Here is an 18510-nt window from a genome sequence, read left to right as displayed (position 1 = left end):
GACTCAGCGGGCGGCGGCTTCCACGCCCACCTGCGGTTCGGGGCGACGCAGCTGCGCACGCACCAGCCGCTCCATGATGCGCAACTGCTTGTCGCCGAGCTGCAGCGCGGTGTCCACCCAGATGCGGGTGATGTCCATCAGTTCCTGGTGGCTGACCGGGTTGACCACTTCGCGCACGCGATGCAGTGCCAGGCGCGCGGCGGCGATGCGGCGGTTCTGGCGGATGACCTCGTGCACCGCGCGCACGCCTTCGCCCTTGGGGACCAGCACGTCCACGACGCCCATGCGGTGCAGCTCGTCGCTGGAGTACATGACGCCGTTGAGCATCATCTCCTCGGCAAGCTTCGGCGACACGCGGCGCGAGAGCAGTGAGTAGGCGCCCATGCCCGGGAACAGGCCGAACAGCACCTCCGGGAAGCCCATCTGCACGCCGCTCTCGGCCACGATGGTCTGGCAGGCCAGTGCGAGCTCGAAGCCGCCGCCCAGGGCGTCACCCTCGACCAGGGCGATGGTGTGCGCATTCGGATGCAGCCGCGAATGCAGCAGGTGGATGTTGTCCACGCATTCGCTGGCATAGCGCATCAACCCGTCGCGGTCGCGGGCGCGGATCAGCTGCGCGAACAGGGCCAGGTCGCCACCCAAGTTGAAGACGTGCGTGTCGGAGCCAAGCACGATGTGCGACAGGGCCACGCCGGTGCCGGCGGCTTCGGCGGTGGCCGAGATCCCCTCGATGGCCTGGCGGGCAAACAGGCGCAGCTCGCGCAGCAGGCGCGGCGAGAAGCAGGCACGGTAGGTCGGATCCGAGAACGCCTGCTGGGCGTGCATGAAGCACCAGTGCGAGTCGTTCGAGTGGTCGTGCTGGATGCGAAGGGTGGTGAGGTCGGTGGCAGCGTTGCCGTGCAACAGTTCTACGTTGGTCATGTGGAGGTCCCCCTGTACGCCAGGGCGCCCCCGGCCGGGCCTACCGGCGGAGCCCTGGGATGTTTTTCAATTGCCCGCTGGCACTCTATGCGCCGTTTGAGGCCCGCCGGCAAGCGACGGGAATGACAGGCAGGGGCAGGGGACGCCCCGGGGCGTCACTGTGTGACGCCCGTCACGGTTTCGGGTCAGGCCTCGTCGCGCAGCTCGCGCCGCAGGATCTTGCCGACATTGGTCTTGGGCAGTTCGTCACGGAATTCCACGTAACGCGGTTGCTTGTAGCCCGTGAGCTCGGCGCGGGCGTGGGCCTTCACCTGTTCCACCGTGAGCGAGGGGTCCTTCTTGACGATGACGACCTTGACCGCCTCGCCCGACTTCTCGTCCGCCACGCCCACCGCCGCCACCTCGAGCACCCCCGGCATCATCGCGATGACATCCTCGATCTCGTTGGGGTACACGTTGAAGCCGGAGACCAGGATCATGTCCTTCTTGCGGTCGACGATGTAGAAGAACCCGGACGGCTCCATCCGTGCCATGTCGCCGGTGTGCAGCCAGCCGTCCGCATCGATCGCTTCGGCGGTGTCCTCGGGGCGGTGCCAGTAACCCAGCATCACCTGCGGCCCCTTGATGCACAGCTCGCCAACCTCGCCCGCGGGCAGCATGCGGCCTTCCTCGTCCTTGATGCAGGCATCGGTGGACGGCACCGGCAGGCCGATCGAGCCGTTGTACTCGGCGATGTCCATCGGATTGATGCAGGCCGCCGGCGAGGTTTCCGTGAGGCCGTAGGCCTCCACCAGGGTCACCCCGGTGACCTTCTTCCAGCGTTCGGCCACCGAGCGCTGCACCGCCATGCCACCGCCGAGCGTCAGGCGCAGCTGCGAGAAGTCGACGTCCTCGAAGCCGGGCGTGTTGAGCAGGCCGTTGAACAGCGTGTTGACGCCGGTGATCGCGGTGAACGGCTCGCGCTTGAGCTCCTTGACGAAGCCCGGCATGTCGCGCGGGTTGGTGATCAGGATGTTCTTGGCGCCGAACTTCATGAAGACCAGGCCGTTGGCCGTCAGCGCGAAGATATGGTACAGCGGCAGCGCGGTGATCATCACCTCCTTGCCCGGCTGTGCCTGCTGGCCCACCCAGGCCGAGGCCTGCTGCATGTTGGCGACGAGGTTGCGATGGGTGAGCATCGCGCCCTTGGCGACGCCCGTGGTGCCGCCGGTGTACTGCAGGAACGCGATGTCCGCCGGGGCGATGTCCACCGTCGGCATGGCGTGCCGCGCGCCTGCCTTGAGCACGTCGCGGAAGCGCATGGCACCGGCGATGTTGTAGTCCGGCACCATCTTTTTCACGTACTTGACGACGAAGTTGACGATCGCGCCCTTGGGGAAGCCCAGCATGTCGCCGAGCCCGGTGGTGATCACATGCTGCACGGCAGTGTCCGGAAGGACCTTCTCGACCACCTGGCCGAAGTTGTCCAGCACCAGGATGGCCTTCGCGCCGGAGTCGACCAGTTGGTGGCGCAGTTCGCGCGGGGTGTACAGCGGATTGGTGTTCACCACGGTCAGCCCGGCGCGCAGCGCGCCGAACGTGGCGATGGGGTACTGCAGGCAGTTGGGCATCATGATCGCGATGCGGTCGCCCTTCTTGAGCTTCAGCTCGCAGAGCAGGTACGCCGCGAACCGCGTGCTGAGCTCATCGAGCTCGCCGTAGGTGATCGATACGCCCATGCAGGAGAACGCCGCCTGGTCGCGGTACTTCGCGATGGCACCTTCGAGTACCGCGTGGATGGACGAAAACTCCTCCGGATCGATCTCGGCGGGGATGCCCGCGGGGTAGTTCGCCAGCCACGGACGCTCGGTGCTACTCATGCATTCCCCTCCTGATTGCAGTGTCGATGCGCGTGGTGCCGCAGCGTGCCTGTTCCGATTGGATCATAGCGTTCGCGTGCCGGGCAAGGCGCAGTGCAGCTATGATGCGCGCGATCGCGGCGACGCGCCGGAGAGGGGCTTGCGATGCACGTTGGACCACGCCGGCGCCCACGCGCGCCGTGGCTTGCAGCCGTGCTGCTGGTCCTGGCCGCGGTGATTTCCGCATGCGCGCGCACGCCACCCGAACAGGCGCTGCGCGAGGCGCTGGCCGGCCTGTTCCTCGCGGTCGAGGCGCGTGACGCTGGCGTGCTGCGCGGCTTCCTCGCCGAGGATTTCATCGGGCCCGACGGACTTGACCGCGACGGTGCGCGGCGCATGGCGGCGGTGCACCTCATGCGCCACGACGGCGTGGGCGTGACCGCCGGACCACTGGACGTGGCGCTGCAGGGCGACCACGCGCGGGTCCGCTTCAGCGTGGTGCTGACCGGACGCGCGGGCGTGAACCTGCTGCCCGACAACGCGCGTGCCTGGCAGGTCGATACCGGCTGGCGGCTGGTCGACGGCGAATGGCGGATGACCAGCGCCGCCTGGGCGCCGGTGGCTGGATAGGACACGCCGGCGCCGGGCACGCATGCCCGGCGCCGCGCGCTCAGTTGGCGCCCTGTGCGGCCAGTTGGCGCAGCACGTAATGGAGCAGGCCGCCGTGGCGGAAGTATTCGACTTCCTTGGGCGTCAGCAACAGCACATGTGCCTGGAACGCCTTGGCGGTGCCATCCGCCCGGCGCGCCGTGACCGTGGCGTAGCGCGAGTGGCCGTCCTCGAGTCCGGCGATGTCGAACACCTCGGTACCGTCAAGCCCGAGCGCGTCCGCGTTCTCGCCATCACGGAACTGCAGCGGCAGGACGCCCATGCCCACGAGATTGGAGCGGTGGATGCGCTCGAAGCTCTGCGCGATCACCGCCTTGACGCCGAGCAGGTTGGTGCCCTTGGCGGCCCAGTCGCGCGACGAGCCGGTGCCGTACTCCGCGCCGGCCAGCACCACCAGCGGCGTGCCGTCGGACTTGTATTTCATCGCCGCGTCGTAGATCGACATCTTCGCCGGCGGCGTGCTGCCGAAGTACAGGGTGTTGCCGCCTTCCTCGCCGTCGAAGAAGCGGTTCTTGATGCGGATGTTGGCGAAGGTGCCGCGCACCATGACGTCGTCGTTGCCGCGCCGCGAGCCGTAGCTGTTGAAGTCCGCCGGCTGCACGCCGCGCGACTGCAGGAACGCGCCCGCCGGCGAGTCCTTCTTGATGCTGCCGGCCGGCGAGATATGGTCGGTGGTGATGGAATCGCCGAACAGGCCGAGCACGCGCGCGCCCTGGATGTCGTCGATGTTGCCGACGTCCATGGTCATGCCGTCGAAGTAGGGCGGGTTCTTGATGTAGGTCGAGGCTTCGTCCCACACATAGAGTTCGCTGTCGGGCGATTCCATCGCGTTCCAGCGGGCGTCGCCCTTGAACACGTCGGCGTAGTTCTGCGCGAACAGCTCCGGGCCCACCGTCGCGGCGATGGTGTCCCCGATCTCCTTGTTGCTCGGCCAGATGTCGCGCAGGTAGACATCGTTGCCGTCGCCGTCCTGGCCCAGCGGCTCGCGGGTCATGTCGATGTCCACCGTGCCGGCGATCGCGTAAGCCACCACCAGCGGCGGCGACGCCAGGTAGTTCATCTTCACTTCGGCGTGGATGCGGCCTTCGAAGTTGCGGTTGCCCGAAAGCACGGCCGCCACTGCCAGGTCGTTCTCGGCGATGCCCTTCGACACCGCGTCCGGCAGCGGCCCGGAGTTGCCGATGCAGGTGGTGCAGCCGTAGCCGACCACGAAGAAGCCGAGCTTCTCCAGGTCGGTCATGACGCCGGCTTTCTTCAGGTAGTCGGTGACCACCAGCGAGCCCGGTCCAAGCGAGGTCTTGACCCACGGTGCCGCCTTGAGACCCTTGGCCACCGCATTGCGGGCCAGCAGGCCTGCGCCGAGCATGACCGCCGGGTTCGAGGTGTTGGTGCAGGAGGTGATCGCGGCGATCACCACGGAACCGTCGGTGAGATGGTGTTCGCCGTCGTCGAGCCTGATCTTCGACACCGGCTTCGCAGCCAGGCGTTCCGCCTGTGGCTGGTCTCCGCCTTCCTTGTCGAAACGGTTGACCTGGTGGTCGGTGGAGGCGCTGCGGTGCGCGACGAGTGGGCCGACGTTGTCGTTGAAGTTGGACTTGACGTCTTCCAGCAGCACGCGGTCCTGCGGGCGCTTGGGGCCGGCCAGCGATGGCTTGACCGTGCCCATGTCGAGTTCGACCACGGCGGAGTACAGCGCTTGCGGCTGGCCCGGTGCGTGCCACAGCCCCTGCGCCTTCGCATACGCCTCGACGAGCGCGATCTGCTCCTCGCTGCGGCCAGACAGGCGCAGGTAGCGCACGGCTTCGGAATCGACCGGGAAGATGCCGCAGGTGGCGCCGTACTCGGGCGCCATGTTGCCGATCGTCGCGCGGTCGGCCAGCGGCAGGTGCTGCAGGCCTTCGCCGAAGAACTCGACGAACTTGCCCACCACGCCGTGCTTGCGCAGCATCTGCGTGACGGTGAGCACGAGGTCGGTGGCGGTGGCGCCCTCGGGCATCCTGCCGGTCAGCTTGAAGCCGACGACCTGCGGGATGAGCATCGACGACGGCTGGCCGAGCATCGCGGCCTCGGCCTCGATGCCGCCCACGCCCCAGCCCAGCACGCCGATGCCGTTGATCATGGTGGTGTGGCTGTCGGTGCCGAACACGGTGTCGGGAAACGCCCAGAGGGTGCCGTCGACGTCGCGTTCCATCACCACCCGTGCCAGGTGCTCCAGGTTCACCTGGTGGACGATGCCGGTGTTGGGCGGCACCACCTTGAAGTCCTTGAACGCGTTCTGGCCCCAGCGCAGGAAGCCGTAGCGTTCCTTGTTGCGCTCGAATTCGATCTTGCCATTGAGATCCAGCGCGTCCGCGCGGCCGAACACGTCGACCTGCACCGAATGGTCGATCACAAGCTCCGACGGGATCAGCGGATTGATCTGCGACGGATTGCCGCCCAGGCGTGTCACCGCGTCGCGCATCGCCGCCAGGTCCACCACGCAGGGCACGCCCGTGAAGTCCTGCAGCACCACGCGTGCCGGCATGAACGCGATCTCGGTGTCCGGCTCGGCCTTGGGATCCCACGTCGCCACCGCTTCGATGTGGTGGGTGCCGACAGTGACGCCACCATCCTCGTGCCGCAGCAGGTTCTCCAGCAGGATCTTCATGGAGTAGGGCAGGCGCGTGAGGTCGAAGCGCTCACCCAGCCTGGCGAGGCTTGCGAAGGTGTAGGACCGGCCGTTGACGGCGAGGACGTCGCGGGTTGCGAATGAATCGGCCATGGCGGGGCTCCTTGTGGGGATGGCGGGCGTTGGTCTGCGGGCCAGTCTACGGCGACCTGTGTAACGGCCGGGTGGCACTGTCGGCGCGCGCAGCGCCGGAACCGCAGGCGGACAGTATGGCGCGTTGAGTATGCAAGCATGAGTATGTATGATGTGCGCATACCGTTCCAGCCCACCTGTGCCTGCATTCCGCCAGGCAGGAGTCGCCGCCATGGAAGCCACCGTTGCCGAACGCGGGCAGATCACCCTGCCGAAGGCCGTGCGCGATGCCCTCGGCCTGACCAAGGGCACCATCCTCAAGGTCGAGCTGGATGGCGGGCGCATCATCCTGCGCAAGAGCGTGGACGATGCGATCTCGCGCGCCCGAGGCCGCTTCCGGCTCGACGGTTTCGCATCCACCGAAGAGGCCATGCGTGCCCTGCGTGGCCGCGCCCCGGGTGATGCCCGCGACCCCGACGCATGATCGCGATCGATTCCTCCGTGCTTGTCGACCTGCTGGCCGACGGGCCCATGGCGGATGCCACCGAGGCCTGCCTGCGCCAGTGCCTGGGCATCGGCACGGTAGTGGTCTGCGATGTGGCGCTGGCCGAGGTCTGCAGTGCGCTCAAGGACGGCTCCGAGGCGGTGGCCGTGCTGGAGGAGGTGGGCATCCGCTTCAGCGCGCTGGAGGCCAAGTCCGCGCTTCGCGCAGGGGAGATGCAGCGGCGTCACCGCCAGCGTGGCGGCGCCCCCACGCGCGCGGTTCCCGAGTTCCTGATCGGTGCGCACGCGCTGCTGCAGTGTGACGGACTGATCACCCGCGACGACCGTTTCTACCGCGACTACTTCAAGGGCCTGAAGCTGATCGTGCCCACGCCCGAATAGCGCCTCGCCCCGATCAACGCACACCCGAACATCCACGGAGACCACTGCACCATGTTGGAAGCCTATCGCCACCATGTGGCCGAGCGCGCAGCGCTTGGCATCCCGCCGCTGCCGCTGACCGCGCAGCAGACGGCCGATGTGATCGAACTGCTGAAGGCCCCGCCGCCCGGCGAGGAGGCGTTCCTGCTCGATCTCATCACCCATCGCGTGCCCGCCGGCGTCGACGACGCGGCCAAGGTCAAGGCGTCGTATCTCGCGGCGGTTGCATTGGGCAGCGAGCCCAGCGCGCTGATTTCGCGCGAGCGTGCCACCGCACTGCTGGGCACGATGCTCGGCGGCTACAACGTCGCGCCCCTGGTCGACCTGCTGGATGACGCGGTGGTCGGCACCATCGCCGCCGATGCGCTCAAGCACACGCTGCTGGTCTTCGACGCCTTCCACGATGTGGAACAAAAGTCCAAGGCCGGCAACGCCAGTGCCCGCGCGGTCATGCAGAGTTGGGCTGATGCCGAGTGGTTCACAAGCAAGCCGGAGGTCCCGCAGAGCCTGACCATCACCGTCTTCAAGGTGCCCGGCGAAACCAATACCGACGACCTGTCGCCGGCCCCGGATGCGACCACGCGCCCGGACATCCCGATGCACGCGCTGGCGATGCTGAAGAACCGCCGCCCCGACGCACCGTTCGTGCCCGAGGAAGACGGCAAGCGTGGACCGATCCAGGCCATCGCCGACCTCAAGGCGAAAGGCCACCTGGTCGCCTATGTCGGTGACGTGGTCGGCACCGGCTCCAGCCGCAAGTCGGCCACCAACTCGGTGCTGTGGTGGACTGGCGACGACATCCCGTTCATTCCCAACAAGCGCTTCGGCGGCGTGTGCCTGGGTGCGAAGATCGCGCCGATCTTCTACAACACCATGGAAGACGCGGGTGCGCTGCCGATCGAGCTCGATGTGTCGAACATGGCGCATGGCGACGTGATCGAGCTGCGTCCCTACGACGGCCAGGCGCTGAAGGACGGCGTGTTGATCGCCGAATTCCAGGTCAAGTCAGAGGTGCTGTTCGACGAGGTGCGCGCCGGTGGCCGCATTCCGCTGATCATCGGCCGTGGCCTGACGGCGCGCGCGCGCGAAGCGCTCGGCCTGCCGGCCGCGCACCTGTTCCGCCTGCCGGCCACGCCCGCCGACACCGGTCGCGGCTACACGCTCGCGCAGAAGATGGTCGGCCGCGCCTGCGGCCTGCCCATCGTGAACGGCGTGCAGCAAGGCATGCGCCCGGGCACCTACTGCGAACCCAGGATGACCACCGTGGGCTCGCAGGACACCACCGGCCCGATGACCCGCGACGAACTGAAGGACCTGGCGTGCCTGGGGTTCTCGTCGGACCTGGTGATGCAGTCTTTCTGCCACACCGCGGCGTACCCCAAGCCGGTGGACGTGAAGACGCACCACACGCTGCCCGAGTTCATCTCGACCCGCGGCGGCGTGTCGTTGCGCCCGGGCGACGGCATCATCCACAGCTGGCTCAACCGCATGCTGCTGCCCGATACCGTGGGCACCGGCGGCGATTCGCATACCCGCTTCCCGATCGGCATCTCGTTCCCGGCCGGCTCGGGCCTGGTGGCGTTTGCCGCCGCAACCGGTGTCATGCCGCTGGACATGCCGGAATCGGTGCTGGTGCGCTTCAAGGGCAGCATGCAGCCGGGCGTGACGCTGCGCGACCTGGTGCATGCCATCCCGCTCTACGCCATCAGGGCCGGGCTGCTGACGGTCGCCAAGCAGGGCAAGAAAAACATCTTCTCGGGCCGCATCCTCGAGATCGAGGGCCTGCCGCAACTCAAGATCGAGCAGGCCTTCGAGCTGGCCGACGCGTCCGCCGAGCGCTCCGCCGCCGGCTGCACCGTGCGCCTGGACCGTGCGCCGATCGTCGAGTACCTCACCAGCAACATCACCCTGCTGAAGTGGATGATCACCGAGGGCTACGCCGACGCGCGCACCCTGCAGCGCCGCATCGACAAGATGCAGCAGTGGCTGGCCGACCCGCAGCTGCTCGAGCCGGACGCCGACGCCGAGTACGCCGCGGTGATCGAGATCGACCTGGGCGAGATCGTCGAGCCGATCGTGTGCTGCCCGAACGATCCTGACGACGCCAGGACCCTGTCCGACGTCGCCGGCGCGAAGATCGACGAGGTCTTCATCGGTTCCTGCATGACCAACATCGGCCACTTCCGCGCCGCGGCCAAACTGCTGGAAGGCAAGCGCGACATTCCCACGCGCCTGTGGGTCGCACCGCCGACGCGCATGGATGCCGCCGAGCTGACCAAGGAAGGCCATTACGGCACGTTCGGCGCCGCCGGCGCGCGCATGGAGATGCCGGGCTGCTCGCTGTGCATGGGCAACCAGGCGCAGATCCGCGAGGGCGCCACCGCGATGTCGACCTCGACCCGCAACTTCCCGAACCGCCTGGGCCGCAACACCGATGTCTACCTGGGCTCGGCGGAGCTGGCGGCGATCTGTTCGCGCCTGGGCCGCATCCCGACCCGCGAGGAATACCTGGCGGACATCGGCGTCGTGAACACCAGCGGCGAGACGATCTACCGCTACATGAACTTCGACCAGATCGAGGAATACCGCGAGGTGGCGGACGCCGCGACGGCTTGATCCCGGCCACTGCGGGACGCACGGAAACGCCCGGCACCGCCGGGCGTTTTCCTGTTGTGGAGATGGGGCACGGAACCGGGTGCGGATGTATCCTCCCGCCATGGGCGCCCGGCAACCGTCCCCCCGACTCCCGGTGACCTGAGGCGACCCGGTGGCACGTTCGCGCTATCTGCTGTTCGGCATGCTGCTCTTCGCCCAGGCACTGTGGGCGGCGCCGCGGCAGCTCGACGCATATCGCTGGGACAACGTCGCCCGTATCGTCGCGATCGGGGACCTGCACGGCGACTACGACAGCTACCTGACGGTGCTCCAGTCCGCAGGCGTGGTCGACCGGCGCGGCCGCTGGATCGCCGGCGACACCCATCTGGTCCAGACCGGTGACATCCCGGATCGCGGGCCCGACACGCGCCGCATCATCGCCCACATGGCGCGCCTGGGCGGGCAGGCCGAAAAGCGCGGTGGCCAGGTGCACAACCTGCTCGGCAACCATGAGGCGATGAACGTCTACGGCGACCTGCGTTACGTCAGCGCAGGCGAATACAGTGCGTTCGCGGGCAAGCGTGCCCCGGTGCTCAGGGACCGCTATTACAAGGCCACGCTGGAGGCGCTCGCGGCCAGCGACCCGGAGCAGGCCGCCGCACTGCCGGCCGATCATCGCGCGCAGTGGGATCTCTCGCATCCGCTCGGCTGGGTGGAGCATCGCTTCGCCTGGGATCCACGCTGGGACCCGAAAGGCGAGCTGTTCCTGTGGACGATGAAGACCAAGGTCGCCATCCAGCTCAACGACCTGGTCTTCGTGCACGGCGGCATCGGCAGCACCTACTGCGGCAACAGCCTCGAGTCGATGACCACGATGGCGCGCGCCGCCCTGGGAGGCGGCGACCCGGACGCCCCCGGGATCCTGCGCGACGAGGCCGGCCCGCTGTGGTACCGCGGCCTGGCCGGCGTTGATCCCGCAGCGTCCACGGAGACGGTCGACGCCATCCTCGGGCGCCACGGCGCAGCCCATGTGGTCATTGGCCATACCCCCACCGACGGCGTGATCTGGCCGCGCCTGGCGGGGCGCGTCATCATGATCGACACCGGAATCAGCGCCGCATACGGCGGCCATGTCGGCTGGCTCGAGGTGACGCGCGAGGGACTGTTCGCCGGCTATCGGGGAGGGCGGCTGCGCCTGCCGATGGATGACGGGCAGCGCCTGGAATACCTGGACGCGGTGATCGCGCTGCAGCCCGCCAACCCGGCATTGCCGAAGCGGCGCGAGGCGCTGCGCGCCGGGACGCTCGATGCGCCCCCGGCCAATGTCGCACCAACCCCTGCGCAGCCCCTCGAGGCCGCCGCTATCTGCGGCACCGCCCGCTGATCTCGCGCGCGAACCGCGCATCGCTGTCGAGCGTGGCGAAGAATGCCTCGAAGTAGTCGATGGTGGCCTGCTTCCGGTCGCCGCTCAGCCGATCTTCGCTGCGCACGAGCGCGAAGATCGCGTCGCGCTTGGCGAGGAATTCGCGGCGCACCGGCCCAAGTGCGTCGTTGTGGAGGCAGAACCCGCGATACAGGCGCTGGGTGACGGACCGGATCGGCAGCCGCTCGTTCGGCACGGCGTAGCTGGCATCCACCAGCCCCGAGGCGTCGAAGTCGTAGGGGACCGCCACCATCGGCCCCGGTGCATCCGCCGGCACCAGGATCCGGACGTTGTGGCAGCACGCGTCCTTCTCCGGTCCGCTCAGGACCTCCCAGTCGGTGTTGCCGATCAGGTACTGGAACAGCATGAAGCGGGTCAGCGCCAGGGGATCGAAATCGCCCTGCGCGAACTGCGCCCGCGGCGAACGCCTGTAGCCATTGCGTTTGGCCACGGCATCCAGATCCTCGATCAGGAAGGCGAAGCGCGTCCCGTGCGATTCGCCGCCACTTGCATCCTCATAGGTGATCCGGAGTGGACGGACCCTGAAGCTGTGCTCGGTGACGTGGTTGAAGATCCGGTAGGCCAGCAATTCCTGGACGTAGTACTGCTCCGCGACGGCCCCCGGCCGGCAGTGGGTGACCAGCTTCAGCGTGCGCTGCCCCGCGAAGTCGGTGCCCAGTGCGGCGTGGCGGGCAAAGCGGATCATGAGCGGCGGGAACCTGCAGATGCGCAAGCGGGTGAGCCCGCGGGTTTCGACGGTCGCCTCGATCCGGTGCTCGCTGCCCGCGCCGTCGACGTAGCCCAGCACAGCGGGATAGCGGCGCTTTTCGTTCTTCGTGCGCAGCAATTCGGACCAGGGCACCTGCAGGGTCAGGGTCACCGTCAGCCCGTCCGCCGACTCGAACAACGGCCGGGCGGGGGCCGCGGCGCACGCGCAAGCGGCGGCGAACCATCCCGCGATGCACAGGAGCAGCTGCAGCCATCCCGCAGGCCGCGTAGTCACGACGGATCCTTGCGTGATCCTCCTCCCTGGTCCTCATGCTCCGCCTTGAGCTGGCGCTTCTTTTCCTTGCGCTCGGCCACGTAGTCGGATTCGAAGCCGTCCCCGAACCGGCAGACGTACAGGGTCGCGTAGCAGAAGAACACCGTCATCACCGCGGCCACCTCCAGCGCGCCGACCCCGGCGGCGATGCCGCAGCCGATCGCCACCAGGATGAACAGTGCGTCGAAGGTGTCCTGGAGTGCCCGTCGGAACTGCACGCCGGCGACGATGCCGGCCAGCGCGAACGCCAGCGCCAGGCTGTACTGGACGACCAGCACGATCGCCGCGACCACGCCGGGCAGGATCAGGGTGGTTTCGTCGAGGGAATGATCGTAGTCGCTGCCGCGGTGGACGCCCTTTTGCACCCACGACACCGGCAGCATCAGCAGCCAGGTCCCGACCAGTGCAACGGCGAGTCGCCGCGCATAGCCGAGGCGGTCGAGGTCGGGGGGCGGTGGCGGCGCGTGCCCGCTGAAGGCGGTTCCGGTGGTCGGCGCCGGATGGTCCACCCGGCCGACCGCCAGGTCGACACCGCTGGCCAGTTCCCTGACGCCCCCGATCGGAAGGTGCTCCGGCGTGGTCGGGAACAGCGCGAGCAGGATCGCCAGCGTCGCCGCCATGGCGGCGTGGTAGAGGAACAGCCGGCGCAGCAGCCTGAAGATCGCCTGCCGTGGCGGCGTGGCATCCGGAGGCGGCGTGGACTCGCCGGGTCCGTCGGTGTTCGATCTGTCGGCCACGAGCGATCTCCCGGTGTGCGGGAATGCAGGCCGGCAGCCCATGCCCCCCCGTGCGGGCGTCGCCTGTGCCTAGCTGGATACGCGGCCGGCCCGCGGCAACGGCCACCACATGGGGTGGCCGCGGCGTGCGCCGGTGCGCTCGTCAGCCCAGCAGGTCCTCGACCGCCCGGCCCATCGCACTGCGCTGGAACAGGAGGTCCCAGGGGCTCCCGCCGGCCTGCCGCCACAGCACCGCCGAACGCAGCGCCGACAGCAGCACCGCGCGGATTTCCGCCACCACGGCGGCCTGCCCCAGGTAGTGGGGGTTGCCCTGCACCAGCACGCGCGGGCGCAGGTGGCTGACGGTGTCGGCGTACAGCGTGCCCAGGCTGCCCAGCACCTCGGGGTGTGTGCTGCTGCCCAGCCGCTCGGCGTCGGCGCGCGCGGCGAGGATGCCGGCATGCACGCGCTCACCCATCTGGTCGTCCTGCACGAAACGGCGCTCCAGCTGGGTGACCGCCAACGCCAGCTTGGGCAGCAGCGGATCCTGGCCGCGGTTGGTGAGGTAGTCGCGCAGCAGTGCAAGGCCGGGACGTACCGCGGCCACGCCGCCGTAGACATCGGCGGTGGATTCGGCGTCGATGCGGAACACGCTGTCGAGCGCGGTCTGCAGCACCGCGCCTTCGGCCTGGCCGGTATCGGCGATGCGGCGCACCTGGCGCAGCGCCTGTGCCAGGCCGGCGAGTGCCAGCACGCGGTCGTGCATGCTCATGCCGGCACCGCGGAGCGCGCGAGCGGAGCGTCGGTGGTCGCGATCACCGCGCCCCCCAGGCAGGCGTCGCCGCTGTAGAGCACCAGGGACTGGCCCGGCGTGACCGCGCGCTGAGCGCGATCGAAGGCAACCCGCAGGCTCCCGGTATCGTCAACAAACACTTCGCATGGCTCCTCGTTCTGGCGGTAGCGCGTCTGCGCCGTGCAGGCGAACCGTGTCGCCGGCGGTGCGCCGGCGATCCAGTGTGCGTGTTCGGTCCACAGCGTGCCGGACATCAGGTGCGGGCTGTCGTGCCCCTGGTCGACCGTGAGCACGTTGCTGGCGACATCCTTGCCGACCACGTACCACGGGCTGTCGGCGAATCCGCGCTGGCCGCCGATGTTCAGGCCTTCGCGCTGGCCGATGGTGAAGTAGAACACGCCGGCATGCGTGCCGACGCGGCGGCCATCCGGCGTACGGATTTCGCCGGGTTGGGCGGGCAGGTAGCGCGCGAGGAAGGTGCGGAAATCGCGCTCGCCGACGAAGCAGATCCCGGTCGAGTCCTTCTTTTCCGCCGTCGGCAGCCCGGCCGAGCGGGCGAGGGCACGCACCGCGTCCTTGTGCAGGTCGCCGAGCGGGAACAGCGTGGCCGCGAGCTGCGCCTGGCCGAGCTGGTGCAGGAAGTAGCTCTGGTCCTTGCCGCGATCGGCGGCGCGCAGCAGGCGCCACTGGCCGCCGGCGCGGTCGATGCGCGCGTAGTGGCCGGTGGCGATGCGCCCGGCACCGAGCGCGACGGCGGCATCCAGGAAATGGCGGAACTTGATCTCGCGGTTGCAGAGGATGTCCGGGTTGGGCGTGCGCCCGCGCGCGTACTCGGCCAGGAAATGCTCGAACACGCCCGTCCAGTACTCGCCGGAGAAATCGCGGAAATGGATGCGGATGCCGAGCCGGCCACACACCGCGACGGCGTCGCGGCGGTCGTCCTCGGCGCGGCAGTCGCCGCTGCCGTCGTCGGCCCAGTTATCCATGAACAGGCCATCGACGGCTGCGCCGGCGTCACGAAAAAGCAGCGCCGCGACCGAAGAATCCACCCCGCCGGACATGCCGACGATGACCTCCGGCGGCCTCATCCCTGCAGCGCGCGCAGCAGCGAGAGCGGATGGCGCTGGCCACCCAGGAAGTCCTCGACCACCTGCCACACGAGCGGGCTGCGGTGCCGCGGCGACGCGGCCTGGAGTTCGGATGGTGCCAGCCACACCGCCCGTTCGATCCCGTCGTCCAGCCGCCGTGCGGGGTCGTGCGTGACCGGCCGCGCGGCGAACGCGAAGCGCAGGTAGTGGCGGCCACCGCTGCCGTCCGCCAGCACCGGTGACGTCCACTGGTAGGCGCCGATGAAGGCGTCCAACTCGACCGTCCAGCCGGTTTCCTCGAGGGTCTCGCGCACCGCGGCGTCGAGCAGGCTCTCATCGGGTTCCAGGTGGCCCGCCGGCTGGTTGAGCACCAGCGCGCCGCCGGCATGTTCCTCGACGCAGAGCAGGCGCCCACGGTCGAGCACCACCGTCGCCACAGTGACATCCGGTTGCCAGAACCGCCCCTGGCGATAGGTCATGCCGCGTGCGCCACGGCACGCCCGTGGACGGGCATGCTGCTCGTGCCGGCGCCTGCGTGCTGCCTGGCGGTGGTGTTGCGCATCGGGCGCTCGCGGTGCGGAGGTTGTGGCATTTTCGTCCCAGTTGCGCATGGGCGTCCACCGCCGGCTCCGTATAATGGCCGCCATGAGCCGCAAGACAGAACACGAACGCGACCACGGCGTCGTCGTCGAACCCGCCCGCCCCGAACTGGCGCGACCGCCGCTGTACTCCGTGCTGTTGCTGAACGATGACTACACGCCGATGGACTTCGTGGTCGAGGTGCTCGTGCGTTTCTTCAGCCTGGACATCGAGCGCGCCACCCAGGTGATGCTCCACGTGCATACCCGTGGCCGCGGCGTGTGCGGTGTGTTCATCCGCGACGTGGCGGAATCCAAGGTCGCCCAGGTCAACGACTATGCGCGCCTGAACCAGCATCCCCTGCTGGCGACGATGGAGCCGGCCTGAGTGGCCCGGCGGGTGTGCTCCTGCACCCTGTCGTGACATCCGCTGGCGGGATACTGGGGCCCACCGCCGGCCCTTGCGCTCGACGCTGGCAAAGGCCTACAAGAGGGTCATCTCCGGATGGAAAAGCCGCATCGGCACCCCCATCTGGATGGTTAGTGATTCCAGGAGGCGCACGCCCCATGTTCAGCAAGGACCTCGAATACAGCATCGGCCAATGCTACAAGCGCGCCCGCGAGGCGCGCGACGAGTACATGACGGTCGAACACCTGCTGCTTGCGCTGCTCGACAACCCGTCCGCCGAGATGGTGCTGAAGGCCTGCAGCGCCGATTTCCATCGCCTGCGCGCCGACCTCGAGCAGGCGATCGACAGCTCGGTGTCACGCCTGGCCGATGATGACGGCCGCGACACCCAGCCCACGCTCGGCTTCCAGCGCGTGCTGCAGCGCGCCGTCTACCACGTGCAGTCCTCGGGCAAGAAGGAGGTCTCCGGCGCCAACGTGCTGGTGGCGATCTTCGGCGAGAAGGACTCGCACGCCGTCTATTTCCTGAACCAGCAGGACGTGACCCGGCTGGATGTCGTCAATTACCTGTCCCACGGCATCGCGCGCACCGGCGACGAGCCGCCGCACGACGCCGAGGATGCATCCGCCCGCCCACGTGGCGAGGGCGGCGAGAGCGGTGAGGGCGACGGCAAGGGCGATGCGCTGGCCGAGTTCGCCACCGACCTCAACGCGATGGCGCGCGCAGGGCGCATCGATCCGCTCGTCGGCCGTGCGGAGGAAGTCGAGCGCACCATCCAGGTGCTCTGCCGCCGCCGCAAGAACAACCCGCTGTACGTCGGCGAGGCGGGCGTGGGCAAGACCGCGATCGCCGAGGGCCTGGCGCGACGCATCGTCGAGGGCGAGGTGCCCGAGGTGCTTGCGCACGCCACCATCTACTCGCTCGACCTGGGTGCGCTGGTGGCCGGCACCAAGTACCGCGGCGACTTCGAGAAGCGGCTGAAGGCGGTGCTGGCCGCGATCGGCAAGCACGAGGGCGCGATCCTCTTCATCGACGAGATCCACACCATCATCGGCGCGGGTTCCGCGTCCGGCGGCACCATGGATGCGTCCAACCTGATCAAGCCGGCGTTGGCATCCGGGGACCTGCGCTGCATCGGTTCCACCACGTTCCAGGAATACCGCGGCATCTTCGAGAAGGACCGCGCGCTGGCGCGCCGCTTCCAGAAGATCGACATCGTCGAGCCGACGGTGGGCGAGACCTACCAGATCCTGCAGGGCCTGAAGCCGCGCTACGAGGCCCACCACCAGGTCACCTACGCCGACGAGGCGCTGCAGGCCGCGGTGGACCTTTCGGTGAAGCACATCGGCGACCGGTTGCTGCCGGACAAGGCGATCGACGTGATCGACGAAGCCGGCGCGCGCCAGCGGCTGTTGCCGGAAGGCGTGCGCAAGCAGCTGATCGATGTGGAGGAAGTCGAGACCATCGTCGCCAAGATGGCGCGCATCCCGGCCAAGCAGGTCAGCGCCTCGGACAAGGACGTGCTCCAGCACCTGGAGCGCAACCTGAAGATGGTGATCTTCGGCCAGGATCCGGCGATCGGCACGCTGGCCTCGGCGATCAAGCTCGCGCGCTCGGGCCTTGCCAATCCGGACAAGCCGATCGGCAACTTCCTGTTCGCCGGACCCACCGGCGTGGGCAAGACCGAAGTCACCCGCCAGCTCGCGCTGCAGCTGGGCATCGAGCTGGTGCGCTTCGACATGTCCGAGTACATGGAGCCGCATTCGGTCAGCCGCCTGATCGGCGCGCCGCCGGGCTATGTCGGCTTCGACCAGGGTGGCCTGCTGACCGAGAAGATCGTCAAGACGCCGCACTGCGTGCTGCTGCTGGACGAGGTCGAGAAGGCGCATCCGGACATCTTCAACATCCTGCTGCAGGTCATGGACCGCGGCATCCTCACCGACACCAACGGGCGCGAGGCCAACTTCCGCAACGTGGTGCTGGTGATGACCACCAATGCCGGCGCGGCACAGGCCGCGCGGCGCACGATCGGATTCATGCAGCAGGACCACAGCACGGATGCGATGGAAGCGATCCGCAAGGGCTTCACCCCGGAGTTCCGCAACCGGCTCGATGCGGTGGTGCAGTTCCAGCCACTGGCCTTCGAACACATCCTGCGCGTAGTCGACAAGTTCCTGATCGAGCTCGAGGAGCAGCTGCACGAGAAGGGCGTCAGCCTGGCGGCGACACCCGCGGCGCGCGAATGGCTGGCCCAGCACGGGTTTGACCCGCTCATGGGCGCGCGTCCCATGGCGCGCGTGATCCAGGACAAGGTCAAGCGTCCGCTGGCCGACGAGCTGCTGTTCGGGAAGCTGGTGTCGGGTGGGCGCGTCTCGCTGGATGTCCTGGACGGCGAGATCGTGCTCGACGTGCAGCCCGAGGCGGAGAAGCTGCTGCCGGTGACGGTGGGCTGAGCGTCGGCTGCCTGCGGCGCGTTGGAATGAATAAAGGCGGCCAATGGCCGCCTTTATTCGTCTCGCGCCGGCAGGGGCGCGGCGGCTTACTTCATGCGATAGGTGATGCGACCCTTGGTGAGGTCGTACGGGGTCATCTCGATCTTGACTCGATCGCCGGTGAGGATGCGGATGTAGTTCTTGCGCATGCGCCCGGAAATGTGTGCGATGACCTCGTGGCCGTTCTCAAGCCGCACCCGGAACATGGTGTTCGGGAGGGTCTCGGAGACCGAACCTTCGAATTCTATGACGTCGTCTTTTGCCATGCGTCCTGTTTGACCA

16 protein-coding genes are annotated in these 18510 nt (G+C 68.3%); 7 read left to right on the top strand and 9 right to left on the bottom strand.

Annotated elements, in window-relative coordinates:
• Window positions 1–3 precede the first annotated feature (3 nt).
• Both IDM46_RS06915 and IDM46_RS06910 read right to left on the bottom strand, forming a co-directional pair.
• Complete coding sequence (locus IDM46_RS06915) at window positions 4–921, bottom strand: crotonase/enoyl-CoA hydratase family protein (protein WP_182821135.1); 918 nt, start codon at window positions 919–921, stop codon at window positions 4–6.
• Between the two features lie 185 nt (window positions 922–1106).
• The gene (locus IDM46_RS06910) at window positions 1107–2780 is read right to left on the bottom strand and encodes a long-chain fatty acid--CoA ligase (protein ID WP_182821137.1); all 1674 of its coding nucleotides are present in this window, start codon (window positions 2778–2780) and stop codon (window positions 1107–1109) included.
• A gap of 192 nt (window positions 2781–2972) precedes the next feature.
• Here IDM46_RS06910 and IDM46_RS06905 point away from each other — a divergent pair, with 192 nt between their 5' ends.
• Window positions 2973–3389: a nuclear transport factor 2 family protein gene (locus IDM46_RS06905; RefSeq protein WP_182821140.1), complete on the top strand. Its 417-nt coding sequence runs from the start codon at window positions 2973–2975 to the stop codon at window positions 3387–3389.
• A gap of 40 nt (window positions 3390–3429) precedes the next feature.
• Here the strand turns inward: IDM46_RS06905 and acnA are convergent, their stop codons facing one another.
• Complete coding sequence (acnA, locus tag IDM46_RS06900) at window positions 3430–6189, bottom strand: aconitate hydratase AcnA (RefSeq protein WP_182821142.1); 2760 nt, start codon at window positions 6187–6189, stop codon at window positions 3430–3432.
• A 211-nt stretch (window positions 6190–6400) separates the two neighbouring features.
• On the opposite strand from acnA, the gene IDM46_RS06895 reads away from it, so the two are divergent.
• The 4 genes from IDM46_RS06895 (at window position 6401) to IDM46_RS06880 (ending at window position 11071) form a co-directional block, all read left to right on the top strand.
• Window positions 6401–6652 (top strand): AbrB/MazE/SpoVT family DNA-binding domain-containing protein, encoded by a 252-nt coding sequence (locus tag IDM46_RS06895; RefSeq protein WP_182821144.1) that lies wholly within the window; start codon window positions 6401–6403, stop codon window positions 6650–6652.
• Complete coding sequence (locus IDM46_RS06890; RefSeq protein WP_182821146.1) at window positions 6649–7053, top strand: type II toxin-antitoxin system VapC family toxin; 405 nt, start codon at window positions 6649–6651, stop codon at window positions 7051–7053. The genes IDM46_RS06895 and IDM46_RS06890 overlap by 4 nt, the downstream gene beginning before the upstream one ends.
• 51 nt (window positions 7054–7104) lie before the next feature.
• Window positions 7105–9708: a bifunctional aconitate hydratase 2/2-methylisocitrate dehydratase gene (acnB, locus tag IDM46_RS06885; protein ID WP_182821148.1), complete on the top strand. Its 2604-nt coding sequence runs from the start codon at window positions 7105–7107 to the stop codon at window positions 9706–9708.
• 151 nt (window positions 9709–9859) lie between these two features.
• Window positions 9860–11071, top strand: coding sequence for a metallophosphoesterase (locus IDM46_RS06880; RefSeq protein WP_182821151.1), 1212 nt, complete (start codon window positions 9860–9862; stop codon window positions 11069–11071).
• On the opposite strand, the gene IDM46_RS06875 is transcribed toward IDM46_RS06880, so the two are convergent.
• The 5 genes from IDM46_RS06875 to IDM46_RS06855 all read right to left on the bottom strand — a co-directional run bounded on the left by IDM46_RS06875 (window position 11049) and on the right by IDM46_RS06855 (window position 15228).
• A complete protein-coding gene (locus tag IDM46_RS06875) occupies window positions 11049–11990 on the bottom strand; it encodes a hypothetical protein (protein WP_182821153.1) in 942 nt (313 codons plus the stop codon). The two genes, IDM46_RS06880 and IDM46_RS06875, sit on opposite strands and share 23 nt — an antisense overlap.
• Window positions 11991–12109: 119 nt before the next feature.
• On the bottom strand, window positions 12110–12889 hold the full coding sequence (locus tag IDM46_RS06870) for a hypothetical protein (protein WP_221441787.1): 780 nt from the start codon (window positions 12887–12889) through the stop codon (window positions 12110–12112).
• Between the two features lie 142 nt (window positions 12890–13031).
• Complete coding sequence (hflD, locus tag IDM46_RS06865; RefSeq protein ID WP_223877923.1) at window positions 13032–13640, bottom strand: high frequency lysogenization protein HflD; 609 nt, start codon at window positions 13638–13640, stop codon at window positions 13032–13034.
• Entirely contained in the window at window positions 13637–14749 is a 1113-nt protein-coding gene (gene mnmA, locus IDM46_RS06860) for a tRNA 2-thiouridine(34) synthase MnmA (protein WP_185115203.1), read from the bottom strand. Before mnmA ends, hflD begins: the two co-directional genes overlap by 4 nt.
• Window positions 14746–15228, bottom strand: a complete 483-nt coding sequence (locus tag IDM46_RS06855) for an NUDIX hydrolase (protein WP_185115202.1) — start codon at window positions 15226–15228, stop codon at window positions 14746–14748. Before IDM46_RS06855 ends, mnmA begins: the two co-directional genes overlap by 4 nt.
• A gap of 166 nt (window positions 15229–15394) precedes the next feature.
• Here IDM46_RS06855 and clpS point away from each other — a divergent pair, with 166 nt between their 5' ends.
• Together clpS and clpA are read left to right on the top strand one after the other, a co-directional pair.
• Complete coding sequence (gene clpS, locus IDM46_RS06850; RefSeq protein WP_182821160.1) at window positions 15395–15715, top strand: ATP-dependent Clp protease adapter ClpS; 321 nt, start codon at window positions 15395–15397, stop codon at window positions 15713–15715.
• Window positions 15716–15894: 179 nt separating this feature from the next.
• On the top strand, window positions 15895–18189 hold the full coding sequence (clpA, locus tag IDM46_RS06845) for an ATP-dependent Clp protease ATP-binding subunit ClpA (protein ID WP_182821162.1): 2295 nt from the start codon (window positions 15895–15897) through the stop codon (window positions 18187–18189).
• A gap of 86 nt (window positions 18190–18275) precedes the next feature.
• Here clpA and infA read toward each other — a convergent pair whose 3' ends face one another.
• Complete coding sequence (infA, locus tag IDM46_RS06840) at window positions 18276–18494, bottom strand: translation initiation factor IF-1 (RefSeq protein ID WP_182821165.1); 219 nt, start codon at window positions 18492–18494, stop codon at window positions 18276–18278.
• Between the last annotated feature and the right edge of the window lie 16 nt (window positions 18495–18510).

The sequence above is a fragment of the Luteimonas sp. MC1825 genome, from assembly GCF_014764385.1.
Taxonomy (GTDB): domain Bacteria; phylum Pseudomonadota; class Gammaproteobacteria; order Xanthomonadales; family Xanthomonadaceae; genus Luteimonas.
The sequence above is the reverse complement of the archived record's forward strand: the minus strand, read 5'-3'. Positions and strand labels throughout refer to the sequence as shown.

Coding starts and splice junctions, on each gene's coding strand:
- acnB (WP_182821148.1), top strand. CDS start 7,105: ATGTTGGAAGCCTATCGCCACCATGTGGCCGAGCGCGCAGCGCTTGGC.
- clpA (WP_182821162.1), top strand. CDS start 15,895: ATGTTCAGCAAGGACCTCGAATACAGCATCGGCCAATGCTACAAGCGC.
- infA (WP_182821165.1), bottom strand. CDS start 18,494: ATGGCAAAAGACGACGTCATAGAATTCGAAGGTTCGGTCTCCGAGACC.
- mnmA (WP_185115203.1), bottom strand. CDS start 14,749: ATGAGGCCGCCGGAGGTCATCGTCGGCATGTCCGGCGGGGTGGATTCT.
- IDM46_RS06895 (WP_182821144.1), top strand. CDS start 6,401: ATGGAAGCCACCGTTGCCGAACGCGGGCAGATCACCCTGCCGAAGGCC.
- clpS (WP_182821160.1), top strand. CDS start 15,395: ATGAGCCGCAAGACAGAACACGAACGCGACCACGGCGTCGTCGTCGAA.
- IDM46_RS06910 (WP_182821137.1), bottom strand. CDS start 2,780: ATGAGTAGCACCGAGCGTCCGTGGCTGGCGAACTACCCCGCGGGCATC.
- acnA (WP_182821142.1), bottom strand. CDS start 6,189: ATGGCCGATTCATTCGCAACCCGCGACGTCCTCGCCGTCAACGGCCGG.
- IDM46_RS06915 (WP_182821135.1), bottom strand. CDS start 921: ATGACCAACGTAGAACTGTTGCACGGCAACGCTGCCACCGACCTCACC.
- IDM46_RS06855 (WP_185115202.1), bottom strand. CDS start 15,228: ATGACCTATCGCCAGGGGCGGTTCTGGCAACCGGATGTCACTGTGGCG.
- IDM46_RS06890 (WP_182821146.1), top strand. CDS start 6,649: ATGATCGCGATCGATTCCTCCGTGCTTGTCGACCTGCTGGCCGACGGG.
- hflD (WP_223877923.1), bottom strand. CDS start 13,640: ATGAGCATGCACGACCGCGTGCTGGCACTCGCCGGCCTGGCACAGGCG.